Origin of the sequence: Aminipila sp. (assembly GCF_032051575.1) — a bacterium.
Taxonomy (GTDB): domain Bacteria; phylum Bacillota; class Clostridia; order Peptostreptococcales; family Anaerovoracaceae; genus Aminipila.
This window is the reverse complement of sequence record NZ_DAMBYD010000002.1, coordinates 305,197-331,033: the sequence shown is the minus strand read 5'-3', so window position 1 is coordinate 331,033 and position 25,837 is coordinate 305,197. Positions and strand designations below refer to the sequence as shown.

Sequence of the window (25,837 nt, the reverse complement as noted above, 5' to 3'; positions counted from 1 at the left end):
CTCAGACTCCTTATTGTCTATTTCCGAAAAATAAAGTTAATGTTCTTTCATCAGTCTTAGGCCCTAGATAAGAACCTGCTATAAATGTAATGATTGAAATAATGATAGACGGTACGATTGGTGTAGTCCCACCTAAACTTATGCCCAGTGTATTCATTATTATAAAGGAGGCTACCCCGCAGACCGCAGATAGTATTGATCCTGTCGCATTTGCCTTCCTCCAGTATAAGCCAAATAAAATCGGGCAGAAGAAAGCACATTCCAATCCCCCCATAGCAAACAAATTTATCCATACGATTAAATCTGGCGGATAGATTGTAAAAACAAATACAATAATGCCAATTAACAAAGTACTTCCTATGGACATGATTGCAATTTTCTTTTGAAATGAAGGTTTTCTCTTAGATTCAGCTGTAGCTACATAATTCATATATAAATCTTTAACAATTGCTGCTGAAGCCAATATAAGCAGGGAAGAAACCGTGGACATTACCGCAGCAAGGGGTGCTGCAATAAATAATCCTGCCACTACTGGATTCATATATTTTAGAACTAATGCAGGTACAACATAGTCCGATGACGTTATTTCCGTTGAATCTAAAATAGCCGGTGCAAAAGCTCCTGAAATGTGCATGACAAGCATTAAAAATCCAACTACAATCGTCCCATAAATAATGGCATTATGAAGTGATTTAGTATCTTTAAATCCCATACCTCTTACTGCTGTCTGCGGTAGACCTAAAACGCCTACCCCTACTAAAACCCAGAAGGACATAACGTAAGGTTTTGTAGTCGTTCCCCCAGCCGTTATATCTGCCCATCCAGGATTGGCTACATTTAGCTTATCCATTAATGAGTCAAATCCTCCTGCTACCGTTACAATGGTATATAGTATGATAAATCCGCCCAGAACCATTATAAGCCCCTGAATTGTATCTGTAGTTGTTACCGCTTTGAAGCCTCCAATGGTTGTATAAATAATTACAATTACTCCAAACAGGGCAAGTCCATATATATAGGGAAGCCCTGTAATACTTTCAAAAAGTACTGCTCCTCCTATAAATTGTGACATCATCTGCGCAATAAAGAAAAGCACCAGGCAAACAGAAGAAATAATAACTACTGCTGGAGAGTTATATCGTACTCTTAAATAATCTGTAACCGTTACTGCATTGGTTTTTCTTGATATGATAGCAAACTTTTTACCTAGAACAGCAAGAATAATAAAGGCTGTGGGCACTTGAATCATAGATAAATAAACCCACACAAGCCCCTTAGAGAAGGCCACTCCCGGGCCTCCAATAAAGCTGCTGGCACTGGTGAAGGTTGCCACCAGAGTCATGGCAAGAACTAATCCTCCCATGGACCTGCCGCCTATGAAATAATTGTTGATAAACCCTTTACCTGAATCAATTTCTGATTGTTTTTTACTTACCCATAATCCTATAATAAGATTTGCTGCAAGGTATATTACAAGCACAGTAATTAGTATTGCTGTGTAAGACATATTTGTTCTCCTTTTCCAACTACCTTTATAACTTATCCGATGGCTCTGCTACATTTTCCTCTCCAAGATCAAAATCCTTGAAGAACTTTTTCACCACTACAATAGTAGCAATTGAAAACAGAACATATCCAACTATACAACTTAAAAAGAACCACATAGGAAGTCCAAAAATATAAGTGTAGGTTTCTGGGGTACCTGTTGCTGCGATACCATAACCGGTCATATACCACCAGATAAAAAATGCTGCGTACAGTACAATGGACAGGATAACTTCCTTTTTTATCTGAATGTTTATTTCTTCTTCCGTTAATTTGGGAATCATACATTACCTCCTCATGTAGTTCTTATGTAAACTAACTTGTCCTCAATTTAATTATACCCGTTTCTTCAAATTGGTATGCAACAGCAGACAGGCTGCTACAAATTCTGAATTAATTGCTGAATGCATGGGTGTTATGTTTTTTCAATTGAATACTTTTCTCTGATTTAATGATATTCATACAACAAATGGAAACCACTACACAGCCAATACCAATTAATTTTATAAAGCTGCTTGTTTCATGCAGTACAGCCAGTCCAATAAAGGCTGCTACAACCGTTTCTATAGAAGCGATAACGGAAACTCTTGAAGCTTCCAGACCTTTTGCCAGTCCCTTCATATAGAAAAAATAGGACACTACTGTAGGAATCAATCCAAAGCCAATGGCCGCCACTATAAAATATGGATTAATCAACTGCACTATACCCTCCCATGGCTTCAATACGATTCCAAGGAACAGGCTTCCAAACAGAAAACTGTAAAATAAAATAGTCAGTGAATCATAATTTCCTGTTGAAGTTTTCCCTAATATGGTCATCAATGCATAAAGGAAACCCGCAGTAACCCCCATGGCTACACCATATACAGAAAAACGAATGGAGGTAAAGTCACCACCAGTGACCGTCAGGACACATCCTATTACATTTATGGATAATGCCGCTATTTTTACTCCACCTATTTTTTCTTTAAATACTATGCTGGACATGATGCATACAAAAATTGGTGCTGTATATAAAAGTACGGATGCCGTGGCAACTCCTACATTTCTTATGGATTCGTTATAACAAAGGTTAAACAACCCTTGAGAAAAAATTCCTAATATCAGGCAGATTAAAAGCCCTTTTTTATCAATTTTAAACAGTTCCCTGCCTTTCATGGCATACATCATAGGAATCAGTAAAAAAAAGCCTATGCCTATCCGCAAAAAAGCGATTAACGCCGAACCGGCTCCCAGTGATTTTAATATGGTTACAAATAATCCAATACTGCCCCATAGCATTCCTGCTATTAGTATCATAAAATATCCTGTTCTTTGCTGTGAATTCTGTTGTGTCAATTTCTCCATGATCTAGTCTCTTTTCTAAAATATGTTCATTTGCGATTATAGCACAAATTTTTCTATTTTACGATACAATTCCAGATTTTTCGACTGGGGTTATGAGGGGTTCTTCATAAAATAAGGCTGCTATCAGCAAAACTAATAACAGCCTTATTACATATTTATCTTAAAAATAGATTAATACTTTTTTAAATATTCTTCCCAAGTATCCGGATAAATATTTTTAATCTGCTCCAGCCTTTCACTTGGAATTTCAGTATCCCAGTAATTTACACCCTGTCTTGCGAATTCTTCCACTATCTCCATTTTCATGGTATATCCTTTGGATCCCAAATCCGGAATCCAATCCCTTAAAATGTCCACCGGGTAAAATTCTTCATTAGGGTCAATTTCTTCATGGATATCAATTCTAGGATATGACTCAGATACCTTTGCTTTTTTTCAGCAATTAGATAATAGGCATACTCCATGCCATCTAAGGTAGCATTAGGACCTCCCTCTCGTAGTGCCATAATTGCTGCTGTTTTCCCCTGAAGAGTCTTATAGTCAATATCAGCTCCTCCCTCTACCAAGGCCTTTGTTTTCTCAATACCACACCCAATAGACTCCATTAATGGACTCGTGCTAGTTTTCGTGCTGTAATATTTGTCTTTGCTACCAATATAGTTTTGGTTTGGATTAGCGCCATACTTTAATAAAAGTTCCAGGACATATTATTATTTGTTATATTCTTCTAAATCTTCTGCTATCGGATTATTTTTTTTGAACATATCAACAATATTATCATTTTTGCTAATAAGGATTGTCATTGAGCTATCCAATGCAACAATTTCAATTTCAGCGAGTGGATGCTGTATAGATACGGGGTTTTTCCACAATCCATCATACTCATCTGCTTGAGGAAAATTATATTTTAGAATTTCATTCTTAGCACTTTCTTCTGGAAAAGCAGAAAGAACCCCCCATATCCACTGGAAATCTTCAATATTAATCATTTCAGTTAATTCTTTTCCTGATATCCAACAATACTCCTCAGACAACATTTCTCTGTACTTTTCATTCTGAGGATAGCACTCATGTCCTGTTATTAACCAATTATAATTATCTTGAATATTGTTAATTGAAGAAAAAACCTTTTTTAAATATGTAAAATATTGTTCTCCTTTATCTAATACTATACCTTTCAAATATTATTCCTCCATTTCATTTGCTTCTTTTGATTTTTACTACCCAACCCCAAACTTGGGATGCACTTTGCCATTCCTAGCCTATCCGATATATCTACATTCAAATCCAATATTCCCTAGGTTCTGGATTTTAAGAAGTGATCTGATTATTTAATGAAATATGTCAATCTCTTGCAAACACTACCATACCGGATTTCAAGTCTTGGGTCATTATTTAATTCTTGTTCCACTTACATTGAAAAGTCAATATACGAGTCTTTAAGGAAGAACGGGCACAAGAATTGGCACTATAATGGGTGTTGCCTGTATCTGATTTGTAAACTGATTTTCATATGCAACCCCTTTTTTAAGCTATATATTTAGGTAAGTAGAATCAATATATATTTCTGCCTTTTGTAAATTTTAGTATTATGTTATTAACTCCATATTAAACTATACCTTTTCATCTTTATGATACTTTATAGCAGGTTAAAAAATTACAGTTAGCTACACAATAATCACCTACTGAAGATTAATCTCTCATCAAACAATAAACTAGCACTATAATTGCAATTATAATTCCTGCCCATGCCAAAGCATTAATCCACCTATGTTTTTTTATATCTATCAAGTCATCAATAAATAACGAAAAAGCTTCTCCTATTATTTCAAGCAACGACGCAAACATCGACGGACCTCCTGTACCATAATTTTTTTACAGAGCAATAAACAGCGTTCATTTTTTGTCACGTAATATGTATAGCCTTTCTTGCAAAAAATTTTATTTGATTGCTGCCTACATATTTATACTACTTTTGGCAATTTTTTCAACACTTTGTGTATGAAATGTTGTCTGGAGTGTATGAAATGTGCTATTTATACAAAATTTATAAAAAACCACCTCATTTCTCAATTTTAAGACAAAATACAATTCCAGATTTTTGGCTGTGAGTTATGCAGCTTTTAATAGTGAAAAAAGGTACCCCTAACTTCAATTAAAATCAAAGTCAGGAATACCCTTTTACTCATTGTTAAATTATTTATTTATTCATTAACCAAGAATCTTCTTTAAATCTTCTTCTGGTGTACTGATTGGAGAGATATTGAAATTTTCTACTAAGAAGTTTAATACGTTTGGTGAAATGAAAGCTGGTAATGTTGGTCCAAGGTAAATATCCTTTATGCCAAGATATAACAATGTCAACAAAATACATACTGCCTTCTGTTCATACCATGAAAGTACCATTGATAATGGAAGCTCATTTACACTGCATCCAAATGCTTCTGACAAAGCAACCGCAACTTTAATAGCACTATAAGCATCATTACACTGTCCCATATCCATGATTCTAGGTAATCCGCCAATTTCTCCAATGTTTAAGTCGTTGAAACGGTATTTTCCGCAAGCAAGTGTAAGGATTATTGTATCAGCAGGGGTCTGCTTTACAAAGTCTGTATAATAGTTTCTTCCAGTTTTTGCTCCATCACATCCACCTACAAGGAAGAAATGCTTAATGGCGCCAGCCTTAACTGCATCGATTACTTTATCTGCTACTGAAAGCACAGTTCCGTGGCCAAATCCGGTAGTAACTTCTTTTCCGCCATTAATTCCAGTGAATTCTGTATCTTCACTATAGCCACCAAGCGCTAATGCCTTTTCTATAACTGGAGTGAAATCTTTATCCTCTCCTACATGAACCAATTCTGGGTAGGAAACCACTTCTGTTGTAAACACTCTGTCTGCATAGCTGCTCTTTACAGGCATCAGGCAGTTTGTTGTGAATAAAATTGGTGCAGGAAGATTATTAAATTCCTTCTGCTGATTCTGCCAAGCAGTTCCAAAGTTTCCTTTTAACTGAGGATATTCCTTTAGCATCGGATATGCATGTGCAGGAAGCATTTCGCCATGCGTATAGACGTTAATGCCCTTGCCCTTAGTCTGTTCTAACAGTAACTTTAGATCATATAAATCATGTCCTGTTATAACAATAAACGGTCCCTTTTCTACTTTCATAGGAACTACTGTAGGCACTGGAGTTCCAAAAGTCTCTGTATTTGCACGATCCAGTAACTCCATGCACTTCAAGTTTACTTCTCCCACTTCTAGTACAACAGGAAGCAGCTGTTCCATATTCCAATCTTCGCCAAGGACAAATAGTGCCTTATAGAAGAATTCATCTACCTTTTCATCTTTATATCCAAGTACCATTGCATGGTAAGCATAAGCTGCAACCCCACGAATTCCAAATAGAATTAATGATTTTAATGATCGGATGTCTTCATTATCATCCCAAAGGTTGCTCATATCATAATTATCATTGCGTCCACAGGCTGATCCGCATCCAGAGCAGTTTGGTACTAAAAGTTCTTTTTCCTGTTCAATTTTTCTAATCAACTCTTTTATCGTTTCATCATTAAAATTTACATTTGTTATTGTAGTAAACAAGCCTTCTACAATAAGCTTTGTTGTATTTTCTGTAGGCGTTGTATTACCTTCGCAGGCTCTCGCTAACCCAATTAATGCACCCGTTAAATCATCCTGTAAATTGGCAGTGTTGGCACTTTTACCACAAACTCCTGCACTTCCAGTACACCCTGTACATCCCGCTGTCTGTTCACACTGATAACAAAACATTTTACTTTCCATAACATCGCTCTCCTTTTACATTTAAAAATATTTATATAACTATATTTTTGTTTTAACTTATAAACGCATTATAGAGAAAATGTCTAAACAGTTCTGTTGTTTTTACAACCAACTGCAAATTTTTATTTTTTTGTTTTATCATTAATTCTACTAATAACGTATAAAAAAGCAGCACCTAAATATCCTGCTATTAGGTTCACTTCAAATACAGTGCCCGTTCCAATACGTAATCCATATAGCAATCCGAAGCCTACTATAAGTGTAACAAAAATAACAGCAACAATTATTTTCGTTCTTCTATCATTCTCATCAAATGCATCTTTTAAAATAACTTCTACCATTGCCCAAGATGCAGCTACAATAAACATCATTAAAAATATATCCAAATATCGAATGGGAACGTTCAAATCAATTGACTGCTTTAATATTACCGTCCTAACAACTTCTGCTGTAAAGAAAACCATTTTTATCAATATGAGCATTGCTGCAGACATAGAAACCATGGAAAGTATATCTTTTACGGCTTCTATTTTACTTCTAGGCTTTATTTCAGCTATTATGTCATCACAAAACTGTTTATAATCTGTGCCTATAGCACGACTCATGTCTTCGCCTCTTTCTTTTGCTGACAATACCATATCTAATATATCCTGCCTCACCAGTTCCTGGTCCATATCGCTTAAATGAGAGCCTCTTAGATATACCACAATTTTTGTCATATCCTCCTTCTCGCTTTTGTTCAGATTTTCTTCTTCTAATCTGTTATTATTTTTTCTTAGTTCTTCTACATTCATTATTTCTTTTCCCCCTTAAACAAAGCATTTACTACTACCTCAAGTTCCTCCCAATGATCTTGAAACTCATTTAATGTTTCCCTTCCAAGCGGCGTTATACTGTAATATTTTCGCTTGGGTCCTATATCAGATTCCACAAGTCTGGATTGAAGCAGCCCCTTATTATCCAGCCTTAAAAGCAATGGGTATATTGTTCCTTCAACAATTTCAGCAAAACCATAATCTTTTAGTTCCTGTACTATCTGATAACCATAGGTTTCCTGCTCAGAAACAGCCTTCAAAACACATCCCTCTAGCACACCCTTTAACATTTGTGATGGTATCATTTTTCTCCCCCTCATCTATATTGCATTACATAGTAGCTAGGTACATTGTATTGCAAGGTAGTTGAATTGTCAAGTTCTAATAATACAAATTCCCTAACCAAATGGAAAAGCTATTACACCCATAAAAAAACTACTAACCGAATATTTACAGTTAGTAGCCCTTCCTATAGCTTGCAGCTATATTGATTTATTTTACCCAATTTCATATATTGCTATAATTACCACTATTTTTTATGCCAATAACATTTTTATATAATCTATGGGAACTCCCATGCGTTCAGCTGTTTGTTCAACGGTCAGACCGCTGTCCACAAATCTTTTGGCAACGACGGCCATATTTTCTCCAACTTCAATAATATGCTTGTCTAAGTCATAGAAGCGCACCACACGCTGACCCCATGCATGTTCTTTAAGTGCATGCACATATTTCACATCAAAGCTTTTTAACTTAGCCATAAAGCTGTCTATATCATCTTCTTCAAAATATAGTTCCGCGTCATTGTTTCCATATAAAACTTCGTGTTCATTCTTGTGAATAAACTCCTGCCAGCTTTCTGCTGTCTGTAAGGCAAAGCCTCCTGACAAAGTCACATTAGCACCCAAATCTGCAATAACCTCCTGATCCAGTAAATCATAATAGAATTTCTTTGATTGTTCTATATTTTTTACCGCAATCAATGTAGCCACATATTTCATTCAAATCCCCCTCGTCCTTATCCTTTAAAATACTTTCTATTTTAGTGCAATATAAATATCTATATCACCGTGCTCAAAATCAGCATTTAAATATTCCTCGAAATCACCTGTAAAACTTCTGTCTAAATCTATTTGCCAGATTTCTCCCCAAGCCTCTGCAACAGCAGTTTCCATGTTCCCGTGAACAGAAAATTTTGCATATTTTCCTGCAGGGATTACCTTAACAGAAAGTCCTTCATTTTCAGCTTTTGAAACCTCATTCCCCGCTGTTACACAATAGTTTTCCCCTTCATAATCAGAGTATAAACCTATGGAATATTCATTAACCTTATTCTTTATGGTCTCATTTATGCCGCCATAATATAGCTTTTCCCAAAGCCCTCCGATAATTTTACTCATCTCTGGATCGTTGTTTGATGTAACGGCACTTACACCAACTATAGTTTTCTCTTCTAATGTTACTACTTCATAATTCATTTTAATAACCCTCCATTTATTAACCGTGCAAATTTTATTTATGCACTTGGTTTAAATACTTTATAGAATGATTATATCCTGCTTAATATGACAACTATGCGTCATATTATATATAGTTATTTAATATATTTTTCAATTTATTTTTTATTTCTTCTCTTATGGATTCAGGTTCCAGTACTACACATTCTTCTCCAAAAGAAGCCACATATCCAAAAACCCATTCTCCTTTTGGAAAAGTTATTTCTGCAATAAAACTACCATCCTCTAACTGCTCGAATTGAGAAAATTCATCATAAACTCTGTAAGCCATTTTAGGTGAAAGCTTTAATCTAAGATTAACAAATTCTTCATTAAATACATTACTTTGTGAAAATATTTTGGGCGGTGTAATAAGGTTAAATCCTTCCTGCAAGCCTTGTAGATTCTTTATTCTTCTTAATTTAAAGAACCGATAGTCCTGTCTTTCATTGCAATATCCATACAAGTACCAGCTCTGTGCTTTAAACCCCAGCTTCAACGGACATACTTTGCGCTGGGAACTTTCCCCTTTCCCGCTGGAATAGGAAAACTGTATCATTTTTCTACTCAATATTGCACTTTTCAAACATTCAAATATTTCCCGCTCTTCATCACCATGTGACCATGAACTAAAATCCACTTCTACCCAGTCTGCATTGTTCTTTCCAAATAAACTGCTTAATTTCTGAAGGGCGGTATCCTTTTCATCAGGCTTAACTGAATTAACAGCATTTAGTGATGCAAGAACGTCAGCCTTTTCTTTTTCAGTTAAAACCGTTTTATTCAGGATAAAATCTGGCAGTAAAGATATCCCCCCTCCTTTACCCTTACTCATATAAATAGGCATTCCTGCCATAGAAAGGGTTTCAACATCACGGTAAATGGTTCTGGTTGAAACTTCTAACTTTTCTGACAGTTCCGACGCGGTAATACTTTTTTTGTCAAGTAAAATATATATAATTTGAAATAAACGGTTAATTTGCATACTGTTACCTCATATAATTATCTAAAGGGGGTGTTTTTTTGGATACCAAATGTTGGACTATAGCTGGAATGATATTTACGTTAATTCTTGGAACTCTTTTACATTTCACTTACACCTGGTCAAGTGGCAATCCGCTTGTTGCTATTTTTAGTGCTGTAAATGAAAGTACTTGGGAACATTTAAAATTATTATTTACACCTATGTTTTTATTTGCTGTTCTTGAATACTTTGCGTATGGCAGCGAACTGCCCAACTTCATTCCCGTAAAGTTTTTGTCTATTCTTCTTGGAATGTTTACTATTGTAGCAACATTTTATACCTATACAGGCATTGTAGGACAGAATTACCTTTGGGCCGATATTGGCACTTTTATTCTTGGTGTCATTGTATCCTATTTATTTAGCTATATCATGCTGCAAACAGATTATTTCACTTCCAGTATTGCATTCTTAGCGGGGTTGATTGGCCTTTTATTGCTTTTGATTTGCTTTTTTGTCTTTACGTTCAATCCACCTCAACTGCCGCTTTTTCAAGACCCCATTAGCCTGACCTATGGGATATAGTAAATATATTCAATTATATATGATAATTTATTAACTGATTTTTCATTATTAGTCTTTTAGCTGCCGAATTTATTATGAAAATAATTTCGGCAGCTTTTTGGGGACTATTGATTACTTCTGCATCTTAATCTTTCAAAAAATTCCTTTGCCCATATGCTGTCTTTTTCATTTTCATAACAAACTGAAATTAAATATAAACTATTGTCACAAATTGCTTCACCTGATGCAAAATAGTATGCATATCCGTTTTCTTCCGTTTCTCCTTGAAAATGATATCTTAGAGTTCCATCTCCACAAGTCAATTCTACAAATTTTCCCTGCAGCGTTTCCCATTCTTGATCTCTAAATTCTGCATTGCCTGATTTTCTGCTAAGCCCGGTAATTCTGATATTTTTCCAATTTTTTTCATTATTATCATACCAAAGGTTATCTCCATCATCACCATATTCATAAAGAAAATTTCCCGGCATTGATATACTGAGTTTTCCCATTGTTATCCTTATCCAATCCTTACGGAAACCTATAGGATATTCACTATTATAGTTAGGGTATTGTGTGATATCCATAGGCTTTTTATCATTTAAATTACACAAAAATACATAATCTTCTTTAGGAAAAGGTAATGTTTTATCCAATACAGCGGCTCTTTCCAAATATGAAATAATCTTAGTATTAATCCTGTTATCTTCATCACTTCGAGCTCCCGACATGAAATAACAGTCTTCCCACATAAGTTTTAATCCACAGTTTCTGTAAAACTTTGCGTCTTTGCAAATATCATTCCATATAAAAAATTCCCTTGCAAATTCTTCAATGCCTTTGCTCTTTACTTGTATATTTAAACTTGTTATGTCATATCGTCCAAATGGCGTAACAATCGTACCTGCTATTTCTTCCGGCTGATAGTTATCAATATCCCAGCACACACATAAAGCCACATATTCACCACTTTTATATTTATCATCTAATACTGTGATAAGGGATTTAAGCCAACCATAAAAATTTTCAGATTTCAGCCTTTGAAAATCTCTGTCTTCATAATAATTTGTTTCGTCAGATACCTGAAAGACTATTCCGACTTTTTCTTGTAATTCATCAAGAATATCAACTATACATTTATGAAATCCGGGACCTATGAGATTTGTCTGACATTCACCGCTTACATGCCAACGCTGATTATCCCCGTCTTCTTTTCCAAACTCAAAAAAGATATCACCAAGCGGACAAACATGAATACCATAATAATCTTCGTCTTCAATCCACTCTGCCTCAATTTTGTTACAAATCTGATGTAATACTTGTCCAAATATCTCTTTATTATTTGTTACTGCTTCGTATGATATATAAATACTCATTTAATGGCCTCCTCCAAAAATTATATTTTATACTGGTGGGAATTTTGAAAGTGGAAAGATCTGAATCGAAAAGCCCATCGCAACCTTATATGGGATAAGTGGCAGAACCATTCTGATAATTGAAGTGGTTAATCCTTGTATGCCTCCCATCAATGAAAAGAACAATAAACAAAGCAACAGTAAAATGTTTAAACTGATTATTGTGCCTTTAAGCAACTTACTTTTATAAAATATAAAAACTAAAATTGAGCCATAAAATCCTGCCCATAAATAGTTGTATGGATTCAAAAAATCATAATTTTCCATAATAAGAGGAATATATAATAGTGTTGATATGGGTAGAATCAAAGCTACAATTAAACTAATAGCCTTTAAAATTTTGTTACTCCTGAGTTTTTCTTTTCTTTTCCTCTTTAATTCCAGTTTTGTATTATCTGATATGACACCTTTATTTCTCCACCACAGTGTCTCCCCTTGTTCAGTTTTCACAAATCCACACCGTTCTAAAATACGGTGTGACGCATACCCGTCAAGGTCAGTCTCTGCAATAATATGAGTAACTCCGGGTTGTTCCATTGCCCACCCACACATGGCTTGAACTGCTTCCGTCATATATCCATTATGCTCAAACGCTTTTCCAAGACCATAGCCGATTTCCACTTCTCCTTTTTCATTGGGAATATCTTTGAAATCAGCAGAACCAACTACAACTCTATCCTCTTTTCTAATTAAAAACCAAAAACTATGAAATAAATAATTATCTCTGTCTTGCTCCGTTATGTCTAACTGTCCCCTAACTATATCATGGAAGAATCCCTCCATAGGCTCCGCCTTATACTTGCAATTTAATTCCTTTTCTAACATTGAAATTTCCTCTACCCATAATCTAAGCTGATTTGGATTTAAAGGAACAATTTCTAATCTCTCTGTCTCTATAACCATTTTCCCCTCGTTTTCTATTTATAACTATATTTTTCCATTTATTATAACATAGCCTAACGAAAAAGTCATTTTGACAAACACCAGCTTACTAGTGCAATCAAGAATTCACTATTACATTTTACTTTTAAATACAATTTAGCTATTGACTCTAACGTTACGTCATAGCTTATGATATACTACATCAAGAGGAGGTAATGACTATGATGACTGTTAACGAAGTAAGTAAATTAGCGGGAGTGAGCGTACGCACTCTTCATTATTATGATACCATTGGTTTATTGAATCCAAGCGAAACAACCGATTCAGGTTACAGACTGTATGACGATACAGCATTAGAACGCTTACAGCAAATTTTGTTGTTCCGTGAACTGGAGTTTTCATTAAAAGAAATAAAACAGATATTAGACAGTCCGGACTTTGACAGAAATAAAGCATTAAGCCAGCAGATTGATTTGCTTAGATTAAAACAAGAACATCTGGATAACCTAATTAACCTTGCTCTTGAAATAACAAATAAGGGAGTAAATCCAATGAATTTTAAAGCCTTTAATACAGAAAAGTTAGAACAATATGCTAAAGAAGCGAAAGCCAGCTGGGGGCACACTGACGCTTATAAAGAATATGAAGTAAAAACAAAAAACTATTCCAGCAAAGAATAGAGTGATACCAGCCTTATGTTAATGCAAAACTTTATTGAGTTCGGAAAGCTTCTTCAGGAATCTCCTGAATCAGAAGCTGTACAGAATCAAGTCAAATTATTACAGGATACGATTACTAAAAATTATTATACTTGTACTAAAGAAATATTAGCAGGTTTAGGGCAAATGTACTCTAGCGATGAACGTTTTATGGAATCTATCGACAGTGCTGGCGGCAAAGGGACAGCCGAATTTACAAGTAAAGCTATTGCCTACTACTGTGGGCGATAGTATCCGGGAAATTTAAACTTAGTTGACTAGCAATTGATTCTATTAATATAATAAAGTATATACTTTTAAGTAAAGGAATTTGTAACTATGTTTAATGAGAATAAAATAAACCGTAAAATTTCTGTAGCTCCATTAACCTTTCATAGTGGGGATGTGCCTTATCTGACTGTTCCTTCTTTTGAATCTCAGGATTCAGTTATTCACGGATTTTCTACCAGATTAGGCGGGGTAAGCACTGGGGATTTTTCCTCTATGAATGTCAGTTTAACTAGAGGTGATGCTCCCCATAGTGTAGTTGAAAATTATAAGAGACTAGGTAATGCTATGGGGTTTGACCCTCATTATATTGTCGCCTCAAGTCAGACACATACAACTAACATTAAAGTGGTTGATTGGGATGATCGGGGAAAAGGGTTTGATCAGCTTAAAGACTATAATGACATTGACGGGCTCATTACCAACATTCCTCACATTGTTCTTACTACTTTTTATGCTGACTGCGTTCCTCTGCTTCTTCTGGACCCTGTAAAAAAAGTAATAGGTGCTGCACATTCCGGATGGAGAGGAACTGTAAATAAAATGGGAACTAAAGTAGTAGACAAAATGGTTGAGGTTTACGGTTGCAATGCTAAAAACATAATTGTTGCAATTGGACCCTCCATCTGCCAGGATTGCTACGAAGTCAGTCAAGAAGTAATTGATATGTTTAAGAAATCCTATACCCCTGAATTGTGGCAGTCCCTTTTTTATCCAACCATTCCGGGGAAATATCAATTAAATCTTTGGGAAGCCTGCAGACAGAATTTTTTAGAAGCTGGAATTTCACCAGAATATATATCTATACCTGATATCTGCACCTGCTGTAACCCCGAACTACTTTATTCCCATAGAGTAATGGGAGAAAAGCGGGGTAACTTTGCAGCATTTATAAGATTAAAATAATAAACTTTTACTAAAATAAATTGAAGAAAATACGGTAGCTTTTGCAAAAAAAGCTACCGTAAAAATTGTATTTATTCATTTTTGAGAGCAGCAGCTTATGTGATTACAAAATTACGCTATTGATAGGACCAGCCCATGTGACTGCATGTTACCGCATGCTGTTTTCTCAAGCAAAAACTGATTTCCCAATTGGGCTAATTTAACTAATACAGCTTTTCTAAAACATCGTCTGAAATTTTAAAGGTATGCTCCTCTGATGGGAAACTTCCGTTCTTTGTCTCACAGATATAGTCTGCGAAGGCCTTTTTCATCTGTTCGCCAACATTGGCATACTGTTTAACAAACTTAGGCCTGAATCCTCCGTACATGGCAAGCATATCCTGATAAACAAGAACTTGCCCATCACAGCCTTTTCCTGCTCCAATTCCAATCGTAGGAATTCCTAATCTAGAAGAAATCAATTCTGCAAGTTTTGCAGGAACACATTCCAGCACTACTGCAAAAGCGCCTGCTTCTTGTACTGCTAAGGCTTCCTTCAAAAGACGTTTTGCGGCTTCTTCATCCTTGCCCTGCACTTTAAATCCTCCAAATGCATTTACCGATTGTGGGGTCAGCCCTAAATGAGCCATTACCGGAATCGACGCTTTTACTATGGCCTCTATTTGAGGACATACCTCTAAACCACCCTCCAGTTTTATAGCCTGTGCTCCGCCTTCCTTTATCAGTCTGCCTGCATTTACAACAGCATCGTATACTGAAGCCTGATAAGACATAAAAGGCATGTCTGCAACCACAAATGTTTCTGTACATCCTCTTGTTACCGCCTTGGTATGATGAATCATATCCTCCATGGTTACCGATAAAGTATCCTGATAGCCCAACATAACCATTCCTAATGAATCTCCCACTAGAATGCAGTTAATTCCTGCCTGATCCATCAATTTCGCTGTAGAATAATCATATGCAGTCAGCATCGTTATTTTTTCATTATTGTTTTTCTGTTCCTGTAATGTTGATACGGTATTTTTCATTTTAATATTTCCTCCAGCTCACTATAATCTTTCTCTTTATTTTTTTTCTTTGCTATGGACACAAGATGAATGGAAAGAGCTTTGTAAATCTCTTTCTGCTGTTCATTTAATGCGTCTTTATGCCTTCTTACAGTCTGCACATCATTTCTTTCCACTGGACCTGTTAAAGCAGCTTCACTGCCTGCTTTAAGAACCTGATTTAAGTTTCCAGTCATAAGTGGTTCTAATGCCCTCATGGCTTCCTGCTTAGAGAATCCACAGTCCATCATCATCTGTATGCTGATATCTGCAAGACCTACCATAAGGTTGCTTCCGAATACAGCTGCTGCATGATAAATAACTTTGTCTTCTGCCTTGATTTGAACAACAGTATTCCCAAGTTTTTGAATAAACTCAGTCATTATCTGTAAGCCAGACTGCTCTCCTTCAATTGTAAAAATAGCTTGTTTGAGTTTTTGGTAAGAAGTCAGTTTATCACTGACCGCAAAGAGTGGATGGATAGAATAACCGTATGCATTATACTGATTAATACCTAAGAATATGGCCGATGTTAATGAGCCACTACAATGGCAAACAAATTTTTCTTCAATGGATAACCCTTTTAGTTTTTCCCAGACGGAGGAGATTGCATCATCACTTACCGTAACAAAAATCATCTCACTATCTTGAACTAATTGTTCCATGTTGCTATATTGTTTCGTACTTGTAAAATTAGCAGCTTCCACAGCCGCTAAAGAAGATTGGTCATAATATCCTATGACCTTTGTTGTTGTGTCTTGTGAACATTCCAGAATATGCTTTCCTAATGAAACGCCTACCTTTCCTGCCCCAATAAATCCTATTTTCAAATAATCACCTCCTTAATTCGGAGACACTGAGTCTGATTTCCTGATATCAGCCCATCTATGAGTTTACTAAAATCATAGTGTGTGATTACCCAACATGAAAAATATGATTTGTTTATATTATTCTTATAGGTATAGTTTCTTCTGAATACCATCCATTTGTTATCATATCTAATTTGAAAGTATTTGTAAATATAATTTCATTTTTCTTTTGCTATTTTTCAATAGCTAGTATTTACCATATATGCATACTTTTTATATATTCATATGTCTTGTCATATGTATATTCATATGTTATAATTTCATCTTGTATAACACTTTAAAAATACATTCAATTAATCATAGGAGGATAAATAATGAGTTTGCTTGTTAAAAAAATCCAAAAATTGAAAGAAGAAAAAAATGCTGTAATTCTGGCACATTATTATGTAAATGATGAGATACAGGAAATTGCCGATTATATAGGAGATTCTTACTATTTAAGCAAAATTGCCACAGAAGTACCTCAGGAAACCATAGTCCTCTGTGGAGTTACATTTATGGGCGAAAGTGCAAAACTTCTTAATCCCCAGAAAACGGTTCTGATTCCTGATGCTGCTGCGCATTGCCCTATGGCAGACATGGCAGGAATTGATAAAATAGATGCGGTAAAAAATGAACACCCTGATGTGGCTGTGGTATGCTATATCAATTCAACAGCAGAACTAAAAGCCCACAGTGATGTATGTGTGACCTCTGCAAATGCTTTAAAAATAGTAAAAGCGCTGCCAAATAAGAACATTTATTTTATTCCAGATGAAAACTTAGGCCGGTTTGTTGCCTCTCAACTTCCAGGCAAGAACTTTATATTTAACGATGGCTTCTGCCACGTACATGCAGACATAAGTAAAGAAGACGTCCTAAATGCAAAAGAATTAAATCCAAATGCTAAGATTTTAGTTCATCCTGAATGTACACCTGATGTTGTAAAGCTTGGTGATTATGTAGGGAGTACCTCAGGAATCATTCAATATGCTACAGAAAGTTCATGCAATGAATTTATAATCTGCACAGAAATTGGTGTTTTGTATCAGTTAAAACAGAAAAATCCTCATAAGCACTTTTATACTGCAAATTCAAGGCAATGCTGTTCCGATATGAAAAAAATATCCTTAGAAAATGTTTATGATGTATTGAAAAACAATACAAATATAGTAGTTCTCAAAGAAGATATAAAAAACAAAGCCAGCTTTCCTCTTAAAAGAATGCTGGAATTAGGGGAATAGTGCTATGACTAAATTAAATACAAATATTAAAACAGACATAGTAATAGTGGGAAGTGGTGTGTCCGGGTTATTCTGCGCGTTAAATCTTCCAAAAGATAAAAATATACTAATAATAACTAAAGATGCCTTGGAAAATAGTGATTCATATCTTGCGCAAGGTGGAATTTGCATGATGAGGAATGAAGCTGATTATCAGAGTTTCTTTAATGATACCCTCCATGCGGGACATTACGAAAATAATAAAGAATCAGTAAATATAATGATTCGCTCATCTCAAGAAATAATTCGGGATTTAGTAAACTATGATGTTGAATTTGAAAGAGACGGTCAAAACTTTATTTTTACAAAGGAAGGTGCCCATTCTATTCCAAGAATTCTTTTTCATCAAGATATTACTGGTAAAGAAATAACCTCAAAATTATTGAGACAGGTTAAGGCACTTGATAACGTAGAGATTTTGGAGTATGTCACCATGCTTGATATATTAGAAGACAAGAATCAGTGTCATGGAATAATATGCAAAACCAAGAACGGTGAGTTAATTACAATTGAGGCAAAATATACGGTTTGGGCCAGTGGTGGAATTGGCGGCCTATTTAAGCATTCTACTAATTTTAATCATTTAACTGGAGATGCCCTTGGCATTGCTTTAAAGCACCATATAGGCCTTCAAAACATTGATTATATACAAATACACCCTACTACTCTATACACCAGCAAATCAGGGAGAAGCTTTTTAATCTCCGAATCCGTTCGTGGTGAAGGAGCCATGCTTCTGAATGCTAAAATGGAACGTTTTGTTGATGAGCTTCTGCCTAGAGACGTGGTTACAAAAGAAATTTACAAGCAGATGGAAATTGATCATACACCACACGTATGGCTTTCCATGCTGCCAATTGCACAAGACATTATTATGAAGCATTTCCCTAATATATATGAATACTGCTTAAATGAGGGCTATGATATCACAAAGGAATGTATCCCCGTAGTCCCTGCCCAGCATTATTTTATGGGTGGAATCCATGTAGATAAATATAGCAAAACATCAATGCACCGCTTGTATGCTGTGGGAGAAACCAGCTGTAACGGAGTTCATGGTTCTAACAGACTTGCCAGCAATTCATTACTGGAAAGCTTAGTTTTCGCAAAACGTGCTGCAAAGCATATAAGTAAGAAAATATTACAACACTCACCCATATCTCCTTTAATCACCCCTGCATCAGAATCCTTAACAGCACGTTTAATTGAAAATCTGGATGTAAATTTCTATATGAACGATCAGAGACTTTTAAATCAATATAAACACAATATATTAAATGAAATCGAAAGGATGAGGAAGAGCCATGAACAATATCTCTATGAAACTAAATGCAGATAAGTTAATCTTACAGGCCCTTGCAGAGGATATTACAAGTGAGGACATCACCACTAATGCAGTAATGCCCGAATACTGCCATGGTGAAGTTGATCTGATCTGCAAGCAAAATGGTGTAATTGCTGGTCTGGAAATTTTTAAAAGAGTCTTTGAACTACTAGATGAAAATGTAGAAGTTAAAATGTACTGTAAAGACGGAAATACAGTAAAGAATGGTGAAATTATGGCTGTTGTTTGTGGAGATATTCGTGCTTTGCTTTCAGGTGAAAGAACTGCACTTAACTATTTGCAAAGAATGAGTGGAATTGCTACTTATACCCGTTCTATTGCAGATTTGCTTGCAGGTTCAAACACTAAATTATTAGATACTCGAAAAACTACACCTAACAATCGAATATTTGAAAAATATGCGGTGAAAGTCGGCGGGGGCTTTAATCACCGCTATAATCTTTCCGATGGTGTTCTTCTTAAAGACAACCACATAAACGCAGCTGGCGGCGTAGAAAAAGCTATTTTAATGGCAAAGGAATATGCCCCTTTTGTACGTAAAATTGAAGTTGAAGTTGAAAATCTGGATATGGTAAGAGAAGCGGTCAATGCTGGAGCTGACATTATTATGCTGGATAATATGACTCCTGAAATGATGAAAAAAGCAATTGAAATTATCCATGGTCGTGCGAAAACAGAATGTTCTGGAAATATAACCCGAGAAAATGTGGCCGCACTTGTTGATATAGGTGTAGACTACATTTCCAGTGGTGCCCTGACACATTCTTCCCCAATATTGGATATATCCCTTAAAAATCTGCGTGTAAAATAACTTCAGAAAGGCTGTATAAAAAAAGTGAGAGTGAAGCTGTTCCCTCTCACATTTTTTTCTTAAAAATCCACAAACAAATAAATACTATTACTATACTCAGTGTGATGACCATAGGATACCCATACACCCAGTTCAACTCTGGCATGTGGGTAAAGTTCATACCATACCATCCAGCAATTAAAGTTAATGGAAGAAAGATGGTAGTTACCATGGTCAATACCTTCATTACATCATTCTGCCTGATACCAATTTCTGACTGGTAAACCTCTTGAACCTGCATAGCATACTCCCTAAGTACCTGGGTTTCACTCTGCAATCTGGCTACACGATCTGTAAATATTCGAAAAGTTGCAATGTCATCTTTTCCAAAAAAGTCCATTTCATTGTCAAACAAACCTTCCCCTAAATCAGTCAGCTGGCTATAGTAACGATACAAACGGGAAATCTCCTTTTTCAGCCCAAGCATTTTATAATTAAAATCTTCTACTTCTCTTGCTAAAATGAGTTCCTCCATTTTGGTTATGTCTTTTTCAATTTCAGCTAAATATAATACATCATCCTCAATTAAAGACACTAGAAAATCATATAAAAATCGTTCCACGGTGTAGCCTTTTCGAAGCTTATTATACATTATTTTTTCAATGCTTTTTTTTACTAAATCTGTATCATCAATAAAAATAAGCTTATTCTCTAAGATGTAAAAAGCAAAGCCTGTATTTTCATTATGTTCCCGCTTACGAGGTATATTCAAAGTCCCAAATAAAAAATCTGCATAACTCTCTAGTTTGCAAAATCGAATATTATTCTGATTCTGTTCCAGCAAATAGCTTGCCCGTATATGCACTGCCTGCTCCCATTCAGCACTGGTAAATAAAGCAACTGCTTCTTGGTTTTTCTCCCAGTCGTCTATAACCGTTTCTTCCATTATGTCATTCTCAATTTTATAATACATACCTTTTCCTTTGCCTCATTGATATATTTTTCTTATCTGTTTTTCATTTATAAGTTTATTATAACCCAAATTTGTATGAAAAGAATAGTTCTTTATATGTTTGTCCTTCTAGTATGAATACTCTGGATTTTAACATAATAACATATGAGGAGGAATCATATTATGATTTATAAAGATACGATTGAATTATTAAAAGAATGTAATGCTGGTATAAAAATGGGAGTTGGTTCTATTGATGAAGTTTTAGATAAAGTGCAGGATTCTAAACTAAAACAGCTTTTATCTACATGTAAAACAGAGCATCAGCAACTAGAAAGTGAAAGCCACATCCTGCTTACCCAGTATGGAGATACTGACAAGGAACCTAGTCCTGTAGCCAAAGGCATGTCCTGGGTAAAAACTAATGTTAAACTGTCCATTGATGAAAGCGACAAAGCTATTGCAGATTTAATGACCGATGGCTGTAATATGGGGGTAAAGTCTCTCAATAAATATTTAAATGAATATAATGCCGCACAAGAAAATGCAAAAAATCTGGTAAGAAGGCTTATTTATCTGGAAGAAAAGCTTGCAATGGATATTAGGTCTTTCCTATAATATTTTCTATTTTTCATAGAAAAGGGGCTGTTGCAAAAAGACTAATTTTTAGCCTGATATGCACCCGCTCCTGTTCATTATTATTCGCGGACTTTGATATATCTAGAGCTTTTGTTGTTTGGGCGTGTTTTTGTAAGATAATAAGAACATGCCATAGTTTGCTAGTTTAAGTCATAGTCACGTGCAGAATTTTTACATTTTATTGAATTTGTTATATAAATCTTAAAACTAGTATAGATAATTACCATTTGACTTCCATTTATGCACTAGCCGGAACTTTAAAGAATGATTATATGGCATTTTTTAAGTTTTATTTTGAAACAGCTCTGTCATTGTATATTTAGTACTAGGTGAACCGCCTATTGTTGTCACTATATAATATTTATATGTTTCTTGCGTTTTTTCCACTTTATATTTTCCTTCAAATATCACCCATTTTTCCCTAATGTATTTATATATTATCATAATCATTTGTCGAAACCTATAGAACTTTATACTTACATCTGATTATTTTTAAAATAAAATAATCGGGCTAACCGTATACTAGTTACAAACACTCTTCTGCTATTTTTGCCAGTGGGCTTCGCTCAACTTCTTCCAATGCAATGTGTCCGGTGATTTCATACGGCTTCATTTTTTCTACCACATACACGAGTCCATTTGACTTGGAGTCAACAAGGGTGTTGTCAATCTGATTGTCTGACGGATCTTCTATCATTACAAACTTAGCATTTATCCCAGCTCTTGTAAGCATAAGTTTTGCTAAATGTGGGGTCATTTCCTGTGCTTCGTCAATAATAACCATAGAATTGGACAATGTTCTTCCTCTCATAAATGCAAAGGTCTTCATTTCAATTATACCTGCTTCTTTATATTGATGCAAAAAATTCTCTACTGAGAATACTGGTTTTTCATTGCATTCACCACGTTTTCTGGCATTTTTCCCAAGTTTGTCATTTTTCTCAATAGATTGCTTTTTGTTTTTCTCTGTCATTAGACTCTCAATGGCATCTCCAAAGGAATCCATAAAAGGTTTTAATTTTTCATCTTCTGTTCCAGGCAAATAGCCAATAGCATCCCCCGCTGATACGACAGGCTTTACGAAAATAATTTTATCGTAAACATTATTTTCAATTACTTTTTGCAGAGCTGTCGCTACTGAGAGAATGGATTTCCCAGTACCTGCTCCGCCGCTTAATGTGACTAAATGAATCTTCTCATCCATAAGAAGCTCAAAAGCCATTTTCTGTTCTCTGTTTCTTGGTGCCAACCCCCATGCTTTATCATTGGCATATTCTAAGGGTACTATTTTATTGCCATCAAATTTAGCCAGTGTCTCATGGGAGCCTTTATCACTGCTTTTAATACAGAGAAATTCATTTGGGTAAGCCTCAATTCCTATTCTTTTTGTTAGTTTTAACCCTCCCTGGTAGATTTTATCCATTTGTGCTGAAGATAAGGATACCTCTTTATAGCCTTTATATATTTTATCTACATCAATTTTATCGCTTTGATAATCCTGAACGTCAAGATTCATGGATTCCGCTTTAATTGCAACGCAAAGGTCTTTTGTTACAAGTATAGTGCTGATCTCTTTTGACTCATTCTTAATATTGATTGCCACAGTTAATATCTTATTATCATTTTTGTTTAAATCTACTCCATCAGGAATATCAACTGGATTCATGTGATTTAATTCCACTCTTAGGGTACCTCCATTTGGCAATTTTACCCCATTGTGAATATTACCGTATTCCCTTACGCGATTTAGCTCCCTGATTGCTTCTCTAGCCTGATACCCTAATATGCCCTCTTTTTTCTTCAAATTATCTAACTCTTCCAAACATATTATTGGAATAATGATGTTGTTATCTTCAAAGGTATAAATGCAGCCAGGAAAATGGATTAATACATTTGTATCTAATATATAATTCTTAATCAAATCAAAGTCCCTCCCATTAAATAAATAAAAGCAGCATGAATAACTAAACCTCCTGTATTTTTATGACTAAATTATAATACCCTTAATGAAATAACTCATTAAGGGTACGTTAAATGTAAGTTAATTAAATATTCTTTTATATTATGTTTAAAAATTAAAGTTTTGTCACTATATAACATTTATATGTTTCATGTGTTTTTTCCACTTTATATTTTTCTTGTATATAACCTAAATTATAACATCCTAAATGAAACAAGGTAAAGGTATTGACAAAATGGCATTTTTACTAGTATTATTTTACCTAACGTTAGGTAAAATAATACTAGTAAAAGAGGTATTTATTATGAATGACAATACCACAAAAAATAAAATTGTAGGTGCAATGTACGATTTAGTCGCCGAAAAAGGCTACGACAAAACGTCTATTGGGCAGATTTCTGATTCCATCGGAATTAAAAAGGCATCTGTCTATTACTATTTTAAATCAAAAGAGGAGATTTTTTTGCAAATGGTGCAAGAGCTTTACGAATTTGACTATTCTCACAAAACGCACCTTTTTGAAGATGGAATCAGTATTACATCCTATCAAAGGGAGCTAATCTCATTTGGTGAAGCCCTAATCGATTCTTACTTTGAAAACCCCAGTTTAAGAAAGGTCTATGCAGAAATTGATCTTCAAACAACACGAATTTGTGCCTTAAAGGAGATTGCCAAAACCGCAGACGAAAATTTAAATCAGTTTTTAATCAAATGTATGGCTCAGGGTATTGAGATTGGGGCTTTCCAAAAAGATTTTGATACGATGATCAACGCTCAAATTCTGTACACCATCTTAATTGGAATTGACGCGGCTATTCTCTATGATCTTCCTGTTGAACCTAAAGCGGTATGGGAGGGAGCAATTTTGAAATTATTTAATGGAAAGGAACTTTCATCGCAATGATAGAAACACAATTTACTACTCTTTCGGTTAAAAAAGTATTTTTCCGTTTGACCATACCCAGTATACTCAGCATGGTTTTTTCCTCCATATATATGATGGCTGACGGGATTTTTGTAGGGCGTTTCATCGGCGAACACGCACTTGCTGCAGTCAACCTGGTTATGCCGATTATGATGATACTATTTGCTTTGTCCAATATGATTGCGGTAGGATCTTCGGTTAAGGTGTCAACTGCACTTGGAGAAGGTAATGTAGAGAAAGCCAAATATATGTTTTCTGCCAGTGTCATGATGGTTGTGGGATTAGGGGTTATTTTTTCTGTATTAGGAATTATTTTTTTTAAACCACTTATTTATGCATTTATAAAAGATCCTGTTCTTGCGGAGATGGCATTCCGTTATATGCGTATCTTTTCCTTTGGTTTTCCTTTTATCATGCCTTTATTTGCAATGGATAATTTCTTGCGCGTCTGCGGAAAAGCAAAATACAGCATGTACATCAATGTGATTGTATCTGTTTTCAATATTGTCTTAGACTGGATTTTTATCGCACGCCTGGGTTTGGGCATTGAATACTCAGCTCTAGCTACAGTCATTAGTATGCTTTTAGGTTCAATCTTTTCGTTTGTTCCGTTTATTACCAAAAAGATCACCTTACACTTCTCCAGACCGCAGATATCAAGGAAAGAAGTAGTGGGAATTCTTTACAATGGAAGTTCTGAATTTTTCAGCAGTATTGCAGGCTCCTTTATTGCAACAATTGTGAATGGGTTTCTCTTAGCTTTAGGTGGTGCCATTGCTGTTGCAAGTTACGGCATTGTCATGTATATCGATACTTTATTGCTTGGTATTTTGTATGGAGTGCTCGATTCTATACAGCCCGCTGTAAGCTACAATTTGGGTGCAAAGGAAATCAAAAGGGCCTTTTCGTTTTTCAAGATTTCAAGTATCACTACGGCCACATTATCTGTGATTTGTATGGTCGGTATTCTACTATTTCCAGAGAGTTTGGCTAGTATTTTTGCAAAAGAACATAACGTGAAGATTATCGATATGACCATTGTGGCACTATTGCTTTTTGCTCCATCTTACCTATTTACATGGTTTAATATGGTAACAAGTGCATTTTTAACTGCCATGGATAAGCCAAAGGAGTCTATGATCATCATGGCCTTCCGAGCAATTGTATTTCCGCTCCTTTGCCTCGTTGCCTTAACTGCCTTTATGGGAGTTTACGGCGTATTTTTTACAGAAACCTTATCTGGTGCTCTAACATTCATTGTAGCATTTGTAATCTGGAATAAATCCGCAAAGCATTTACAAGAAACTGTGTTTTAAAAAT

At 35.2% G+C, this 25,837-nt stretch carries 29 protein-coding genes; 10 read left to right on the top strand and 19 right to left on the bottom strand.

Annotated elements, in window-relative coordinates; translation table 11 throughout:
• Positions 1-10: 10 nt before the first annotated feature.
• The 13 genes from panF to RTW14_RS03760 form a co-directional block, all read right to left on the bottom strand.
• Positions 11-1,507: a sodium/pantothenate symporter gene (gene panF, locus RTW14_RS03820; RefSeq protein WP_312648364.1), complete on the bottom strand. Its 1,497-nt coding sequence runs from the start codon at positions 1,505-1,507 to the stop codon at positions 11-13.
• A 25-nt stretch (positions 1,508-1,532) separates the two neighbouring features.
• Positions 1,533-1,829 (bottom strand): YhdT family protein, encoded by a 297-nt coding sequence (locus tag RTW14_RS03815; protein WP_312648363.1) that lies wholly within the window; start codon positions 1,827-1,829, stop codon positions 1,533-1,535.
• Between the two features lie 109 nt (positions 1,830-1,938).
• Entirely contained in the window at positions 1,939-2,892 is a 954-nt protein-coding gene (locus RTW14_RS03810; RefSeq protein ID WP_312648362.1) for a DMT family transporter, read from the bottom strand.
• Between the two features lie 171 nt (positions 2,893-3,063).
• Positions 3,064-3,249: a hypothetical protein gene (locus RTW14_RS03805; RefSeq protein WP_312648361.1), complete on the bottom strand. Its 186-nt coding sequence runs from the start codon at positions 3,247-3,249 to the stop codon at positions 3,064-3,066.
• The gene (locus RTW14_RS03800) at positions 3,237-3,497 is read right to left on the bottom strand and encodes a hypothetical protein (protein ID WP_312648360.1); all 261 of its coding nucleotides are present in this window, start codon (positions 3,495-3,497) and stop codon (positions 3,237-3,239) included. Before RTW14_RS03800 ends, RTW14_RS03805 begins: the two co-directional genes overlap by 13 nt.
• Before the next feature lie 105 nt (positions 3,498-3,602).
• Complete coding sequence (locus RTW14_RS03795) at positions 3,603-4,073, bottom strand: DUF2691 family protein (RefSeq protein ID WP_312648359.1); 471 nt, start codon at positions 4,071-4,073, stop codon at positions 3,603-3,605.
• A 511-nt stretch (positions 4,074-4,584) separates the two neighbouring features.
• Positions 4,585-4,740: a hypothetical protein gene (locus RTW14_RS03790; RefSeq protein WP_312648358.1), complete on the bottom strand. Its 156-nt coding sequence runs from the start codon at positions 4,738-4,740 to the stop codon at positions 4,585-4,587.
• 363 nt (positions 4,741-5,103) lie between these two features.
• Complete coding sequence (hcp, locus tag RTW14_RS03785) at positions 5,104-6,699, bottom strand: hydroxylamine reductase (protein WP_312648357.1); 1,596 nt, start codon at positions 6,697-6,699, stop codon at positions 5,104-5,106.
• A 122-nt stretch (positions 6,700-6,821) separates the two neighbouring features.
• Positions 6,822-7,493, bottom strand: coding sequence for a hypothetical protein (locus RTW14_RS03780; protein WP_312648356.1), 672 nt, complete (start codon positions 7,491-7,493; stop codon positions 6,822-6,824).
• A complete protein-coding gene (locus RTW14_RS03775) occupies positions 7,493-7,819 on the bottom strand; it encodes a PadR family transcriptional regulator (RefSeq protein WP_312648355.1) in 327 nt (108 codons plus the stop codon). The genes RTW14_RS03780 and RTW14_RS03775 overlap by 1 nt, the downstream gene beginning before the upstream one ends.
• 231 nt (positions 7,820-8,050) lie before the next feature.
• Complete coding sequence (locus tag RTW14_RS03770; RefSeq protein ID WP_312648354.1) at positions 8,051-8,515, bottom strand: VOC family protein; 465 nt, start codon at positions 8,513-8,515, stop codon at positions 8,051-8,053.
• A gap of 36 nt (positions 8,516-8,551) precedes the next feature.
• Complete coding sequence (locus tag RTW14_RS03765; RefSeq protein WP_312648353.1) at positions 8,552-8,992, bottom strand: GyrI-like domain-containing protein; 441 nt, start codon at positions 8,990-8,992, stop codon at positions 8,552-8,554.
• A gap of 106 nt (positions 8,993-9,098) precedes the next feature.
• A complete protein-coding gene (locus tag RTW14_RS03760; protein WP_312648352.1) occupies positions 9,099-9,995 on the bottom strand; it encodes a helix-turn-helix transcriptional regulator in 897 nt (298 codons plus the stop codon).
• 38 nt (positions 9,996-10,033) lie between these two features.
• On the opposite strand from RTW14_RS03760, the gene RTW14_RS03755 reads away from it, so the two are divergent.
• A complete protein-coding gene (locus RTW14_RS03755) occupies positions 10,034-10,558 on the top strand; it encodes a DUF6512 family protein (protein ID WP_312648351.1) in 525 nt (174 codons plus the stop codon).
• Between the two features lie 104 nt (positions 10,559-10,662).
• Here the strand turns inward: RTW14_RS03755 and RTW14_RS03750 are convergent, their stop codons facing one another.
• On the bottom strand, positions 10,663-11,913 hold the full coding sequence (locus RTW14_RS03750; protein ID WP_312648350.1) for a hypothetical protein: 1,251 nt from the start codon (positions 11,911-11,913) through the stop codon (positions 10,663-10,665).
• Positions 11,914-11,940: 27 nt separating this feature from the next.
• Complete coding sequence (locus tag RTW14_RS18645; protein WP_331654389.1) at positions 11,941-12,855, bottom strand: GNAT family N-acetyltransferase; 915 nt, start codon at positions 12,853-12,855, stop codon at positions 11,941-11,943.
• A gap of 200 nt (positions 12,856-13,055) precedes the next feature.
• Here RTW14_RS18645 and RTW14_RS18640 point away from each other — a divergent pair, with 200 nt between their 5' ends.
• The 3 genes from RTW14_RS18640 to pgeF all read left to right on the top strand — a co-directional run bounded on the left by RTW14_RS18640 (position 13,056) and on the right by pgeF (position 14,726).
• The gene (locus RTW14_RS18640; protein WP_331654388.1) at positions 13,056-13,514 is read left to right on the top strand and encodes a MerR family transcriptional regulator; all 459 of its coding nucleotides are present in this window, start codon (positions 13,056-13,058) and stop codon (positions 13,512-13,514) included.
• 15 nt (positions 13,515-13,529) lie between these two features.
• Positions 13,530-13,784 (top strand): TipAS antibiotic-recognition domain-containing protein, encoded by a 255-nt coding sequence (locus tag RTW14_RS18635; RefSeq protein WP_331654387.1) that lies wholly within the window; start codon positions 13,530-13,532, stop codon positions 13,782-13,784.
• A gap of 87 nt (positions 13,785-13,871) precedes the next feature.
• On the top strand, positions 13,872-14,726 hold the full coding sequence (pgeF, locus tag RTW14_RS03735; RefSeq protein ID WP_312648349.1) for a peptidoglycan editing factor PgeF: 855 nt from the start codon (positions 13,872-13,874) through the stop codon (positions 14,724-14,726).
• A 203-nt stretch (positions 14,727-14,929) separates the two neighbouring features.
• Here the strand turns inward: pgeF and panB are convergent, their stop codons facing one another.
• Both panB and RTW14_RS03725 read right to left on the bottom strand, forming a co-directional pair.
• Positions 14,930-15,757, bottom strand: coding sequence for a 3-methyl-2-oxobutanoate hydroxymethyltransferase (panB, locus tag RTW14_RS03730; protein ID WP_312648348.1), 828 nt, complete (start codon positions 15,755-15,757; stop codon positions 14,930-14,932).
• Positions 15,754-16,605, bottom strand: a complete 852-nt coding sequence (locus RTW14_RS03725; RefSeq protein ID WP_312648347.1) for a Rossmann-like and DUF2520 domain-containing protein — start codon at positions 16,603-16,605, stop codon at positions 15,754-15,756. Before RTW14_RS03725 ends, panB begins: the two co-directional genes overlap by 4 nt.
• A 353-nt stretch (positions 16,606-16,958) precedes the next feature.
• Here RTW14_RS03725 and nadA point away from each other — a divergent pair, with 353 nt between their 5' ends.
• The 3 genes from nadA to nadC are packed head-to-tail and all read left to right on the top strand — an operon-like array spanning position 16,959 to position 20,062.
• Positions 16,959-17,867 (top strand): quinolinate synthase NadA, encoded by a 909-nt coding sequence (nadA, locus tag RTW14_RS03720; RefSeq protein WP_312648346.1) that lies wholly within the window; start codon positions 16,959-16,961, stop codon positions 17,865-17,867.
• Between the two features lie 4 nt (positions 17,868-17,871).
• Complete coding sequence (locus RTW14_RS03715) at positions 17,872-19,245, top strand: L-aspartate oxidase (protein ID WP_312648345.1); 1,374 nt, start codon at positions 17,872-17,874, stop codon at positions 19,243-19,245.
• On the top strand, positions 19,211-20,062 hold the full coding sequence (nadC, locus tag RTW14_RS03710) for a carboxylating nicotinate-nucleotide diphosphorylase (protein ID WP_312648344.1): 852 nt from the start codon (positions 19,211-19,213) through the stop codon (positions 20,060-20,062). Before RTW14_RS03715 ends, nadC begins: the two co-directional genes overlap by 35 nt.
• A gap of 46 nt (positions 20,063-20,108) precedes the next feature.
• On the opposite strand, the gene RTW14_RS03705 is transcribed toward nadC, so the two are convergent.
• A complete protein-coding gene (locus RTW14_RS03705) occupies positions 20,109-21,014 on the bottom strand; it encodes a magnesium transporter CorA family protein (protein ID WP_312648343.1) in 906 nt (301 codons plus the stop codon).
• 162 nt (positions 21,015-21,176) lie between these two features.
• On the opposite strand from RTW14_RS03705, the gene RTW14_RS03700 reads away from it, so the two are divergent.
• Complete coding sequence (locus RTW14_RS03700; RefSeq protein WP_312648342.1) at positions 21,177-21,611, top strand: hypothetical protein; 435 nt, start codon at positions 21,177-21,179, stop codon at positions 21,609-21,611.
• 547 nt (positions 21,612-22,158) lie between these two features.
• Here the strand turns inward: RTW14_RS03700 and RTW14_RS03695 are convergent.
• Positions 22,159-23,553, bottom strand: a complete 1,395-nt coding sequence (locus RTW14_RS03695; protein WP_312648341.1) for a PhoH family protein — start codon at positions 23,551-23,553, stop codon at positions 22,159-22,161.
• A gap of 343 nt (positions 23,554-23,896) precedes the next feature.
• Between RTW14_RS03695 and RTW14_RS03690 the strand changes: the two genes are divergently transcribed.
• Positions 23,897-24,496: a TetR/AcrR family transcriptional regulator gene (locus RTW14_RS03690; protein WP_312648340.1), complete on the top strand. Its 600-nt coding sequence runs from the start codon at positions 23,897-23,899 to the stop codon at positions 24,494-24,496.
• A complete protein-coding gene (locus RTW14_RS03685) occupies positions 24,493-25,833 on the top strand; it encodes an MATE family efflux transporter (protein WP_312648339.1) in 1,341 nt (446 codons plus the stop codon). The genes RTW14_RS03690 and RTW14_RS03685 overlap by 4 nt, the downstream gene beginning before the upstream one ends.
• The last annotated feature ends 4 nt before the right edge of the window (positions 25,834-25,837 follow it).

Bases quoted from the DNA above. Each gene is read 5' to 3' on its own strand.
- nadC (WP_312648344.1), top strand. From the start codon at position 19,211: ATGAACAATATCTCTATGAAACTAAATGCAGATAAGTTAATCTTACAG.
- RTW14_RS03715 (WP_312648345.1), top strand. From the start codon at position 17,872: ATGACTAAATTAAATACAAATATTAAAACAGACATAGTAATAGTGGGA.
- RTW14_RS18635 (WP_331654387.1), top strand. From the start codon at position 13,530: ATGTTAATGCAAAACTTTATTGAGTTCGGAAAGCTTCTTCAGGAATCT.
- RTW14_RS18640 (WP_331654388.1), top strand. From the start codon at position 13,056: ATGATGACTGTTAACGAAGTAAGTAAATTAGCGGGAGTGAGCGTACGC.
- RTW14_RS03775 (WP_312648355.1), bottom strand. From the start codon at position 7,819: ATGATACCATCACAAATGTTAAAGGGTGTGCTAGAGGGATGTGTTTTG.
- panB (WP_312648348.1), bottom strand. From the start codon at position 15,757: ATGAAAAATACCGTATCAACATTACAGGAACAGAAAAACAATAATGAA.
- RTW14_RS03760 (WP_312648352.1), bottom strand. From the start codon at position 9,995: ATGCAAATTAACCGTTTATTTCAAATTATATATATTTTACTTGACAAA.
- RTW14_RS03770 (WP_312648354.1), bottom strand. From the start codon at position 8,515: ATGAAATATGTGGCTACATTGATTGCGGTAAAAAATATAGAACAATCA.
- RTW14_RS18645 (WP_331654389.1), bottom strand. From the start codon at position 12,855: ATGGTTATAGAGACAGAGAGATTAGAAATTGTTCCTTTAAATCCAAAT.
- pgeF (WP_312648349.1), top strand. From the start codon at position 13,872: ATGTTTAATGAGAATAAAATAAACCGTAAAATTTCTGTAGCTCCATTA.
- RTW14_RS03815 (WP_312648363.1), bottom strand. From the start codon at position 1,829: ATGATTCCCAAATTAACGGAAGAAGAAATAAACATTCAGATAAAAAAG.
- RTW14_RS03685 (WP_312648339.1), top strand. From the start codon at position 24,493: ATGATAGAAACACAATTTACTACTCTTTCGGTTAAAAAAGTATTTTTC.
- RTW14_RS03690 (WP_312648340.1), top strand. From the start codon at position 23,897: ATGAATGACAATACCACAAAAAATAAAATTGTAGGTGCAATGTACGAT.
- hcp (WP_312648357.1), bottom strand. From the start codon at position 6,699: ATGGAAAGTAAAATGTTTTGTTATCAGTGTGAACAGACAGCGGGATGT.
- RTW14_RS03810 (WP_312648362.1), bottom strand. From the start codon at position 2,892: ATGGAGAAATTGACACAACAGAATTCACAGCAAAGAACAGGATATTTT.
- RTW14_RS03780 (WP_312648356.1), bottom strand. From the start codon at position 7,493: ATGAATGTAGAAGAACTAAGAAAAAATAATAACAGATTAGAAGAAGAA.
- RTW14_RS03750 (WP_312648350.1), bottom strand. From the start codon at position 11,913: ATGAGTATTTATATATCATACGAAGCAGTAACAAATAATAAAGAGATA.
- panF (WP_312648364.1), bottom strand. From the start codon at position 1,507: ATGTCTTACACAGCAATACTAATTACTGTGCTTGTAATATACCTTGCA.
- RTW14_RS03700 (WP_312648342.1), top strand. From the start codon at position 21,177: ATGATTTATAAAGATACGATTGAATTATTAAAAGAATGTAATGCTGGT.
- RTW14_RS03765 (WP_312648353.1), bottom strand. From the start codon at position 8,992: ATGAATTATGAAGTAGTAACATTAGAAGAGAAAACTATAGTTGGTGTA.
- RTW14_RS03705 (WP_312648343.1), bottom strand. From the start codon at position 21,014: ATGTATTATAAAATTGAGAATGACATAATGGAAGAAACGGTTATAGAC.
- RTW14_RS03790 (WP_312648358.1), bottom strand. From the start codon at position 4,740: ATGTTTGCGTCGTTGCTTGAAATAATAGGAGAAGCTTTTTCGTTATTT.
- RTW14_RS03800 (WP_312648360.1), bottom strand. From the start codon at position 3,497: ATGGAGTCTATTGGGTGTGGTATTGAGAAAACAAAGGCCTTGGTAGAG.
- nadA (WP_312648346.1), top strand. From the start codon at position 16,959: ATGAGTTTGCTTGTTAAAAAAATCCAAAAATTGAAAGAAGAAAAAAAT.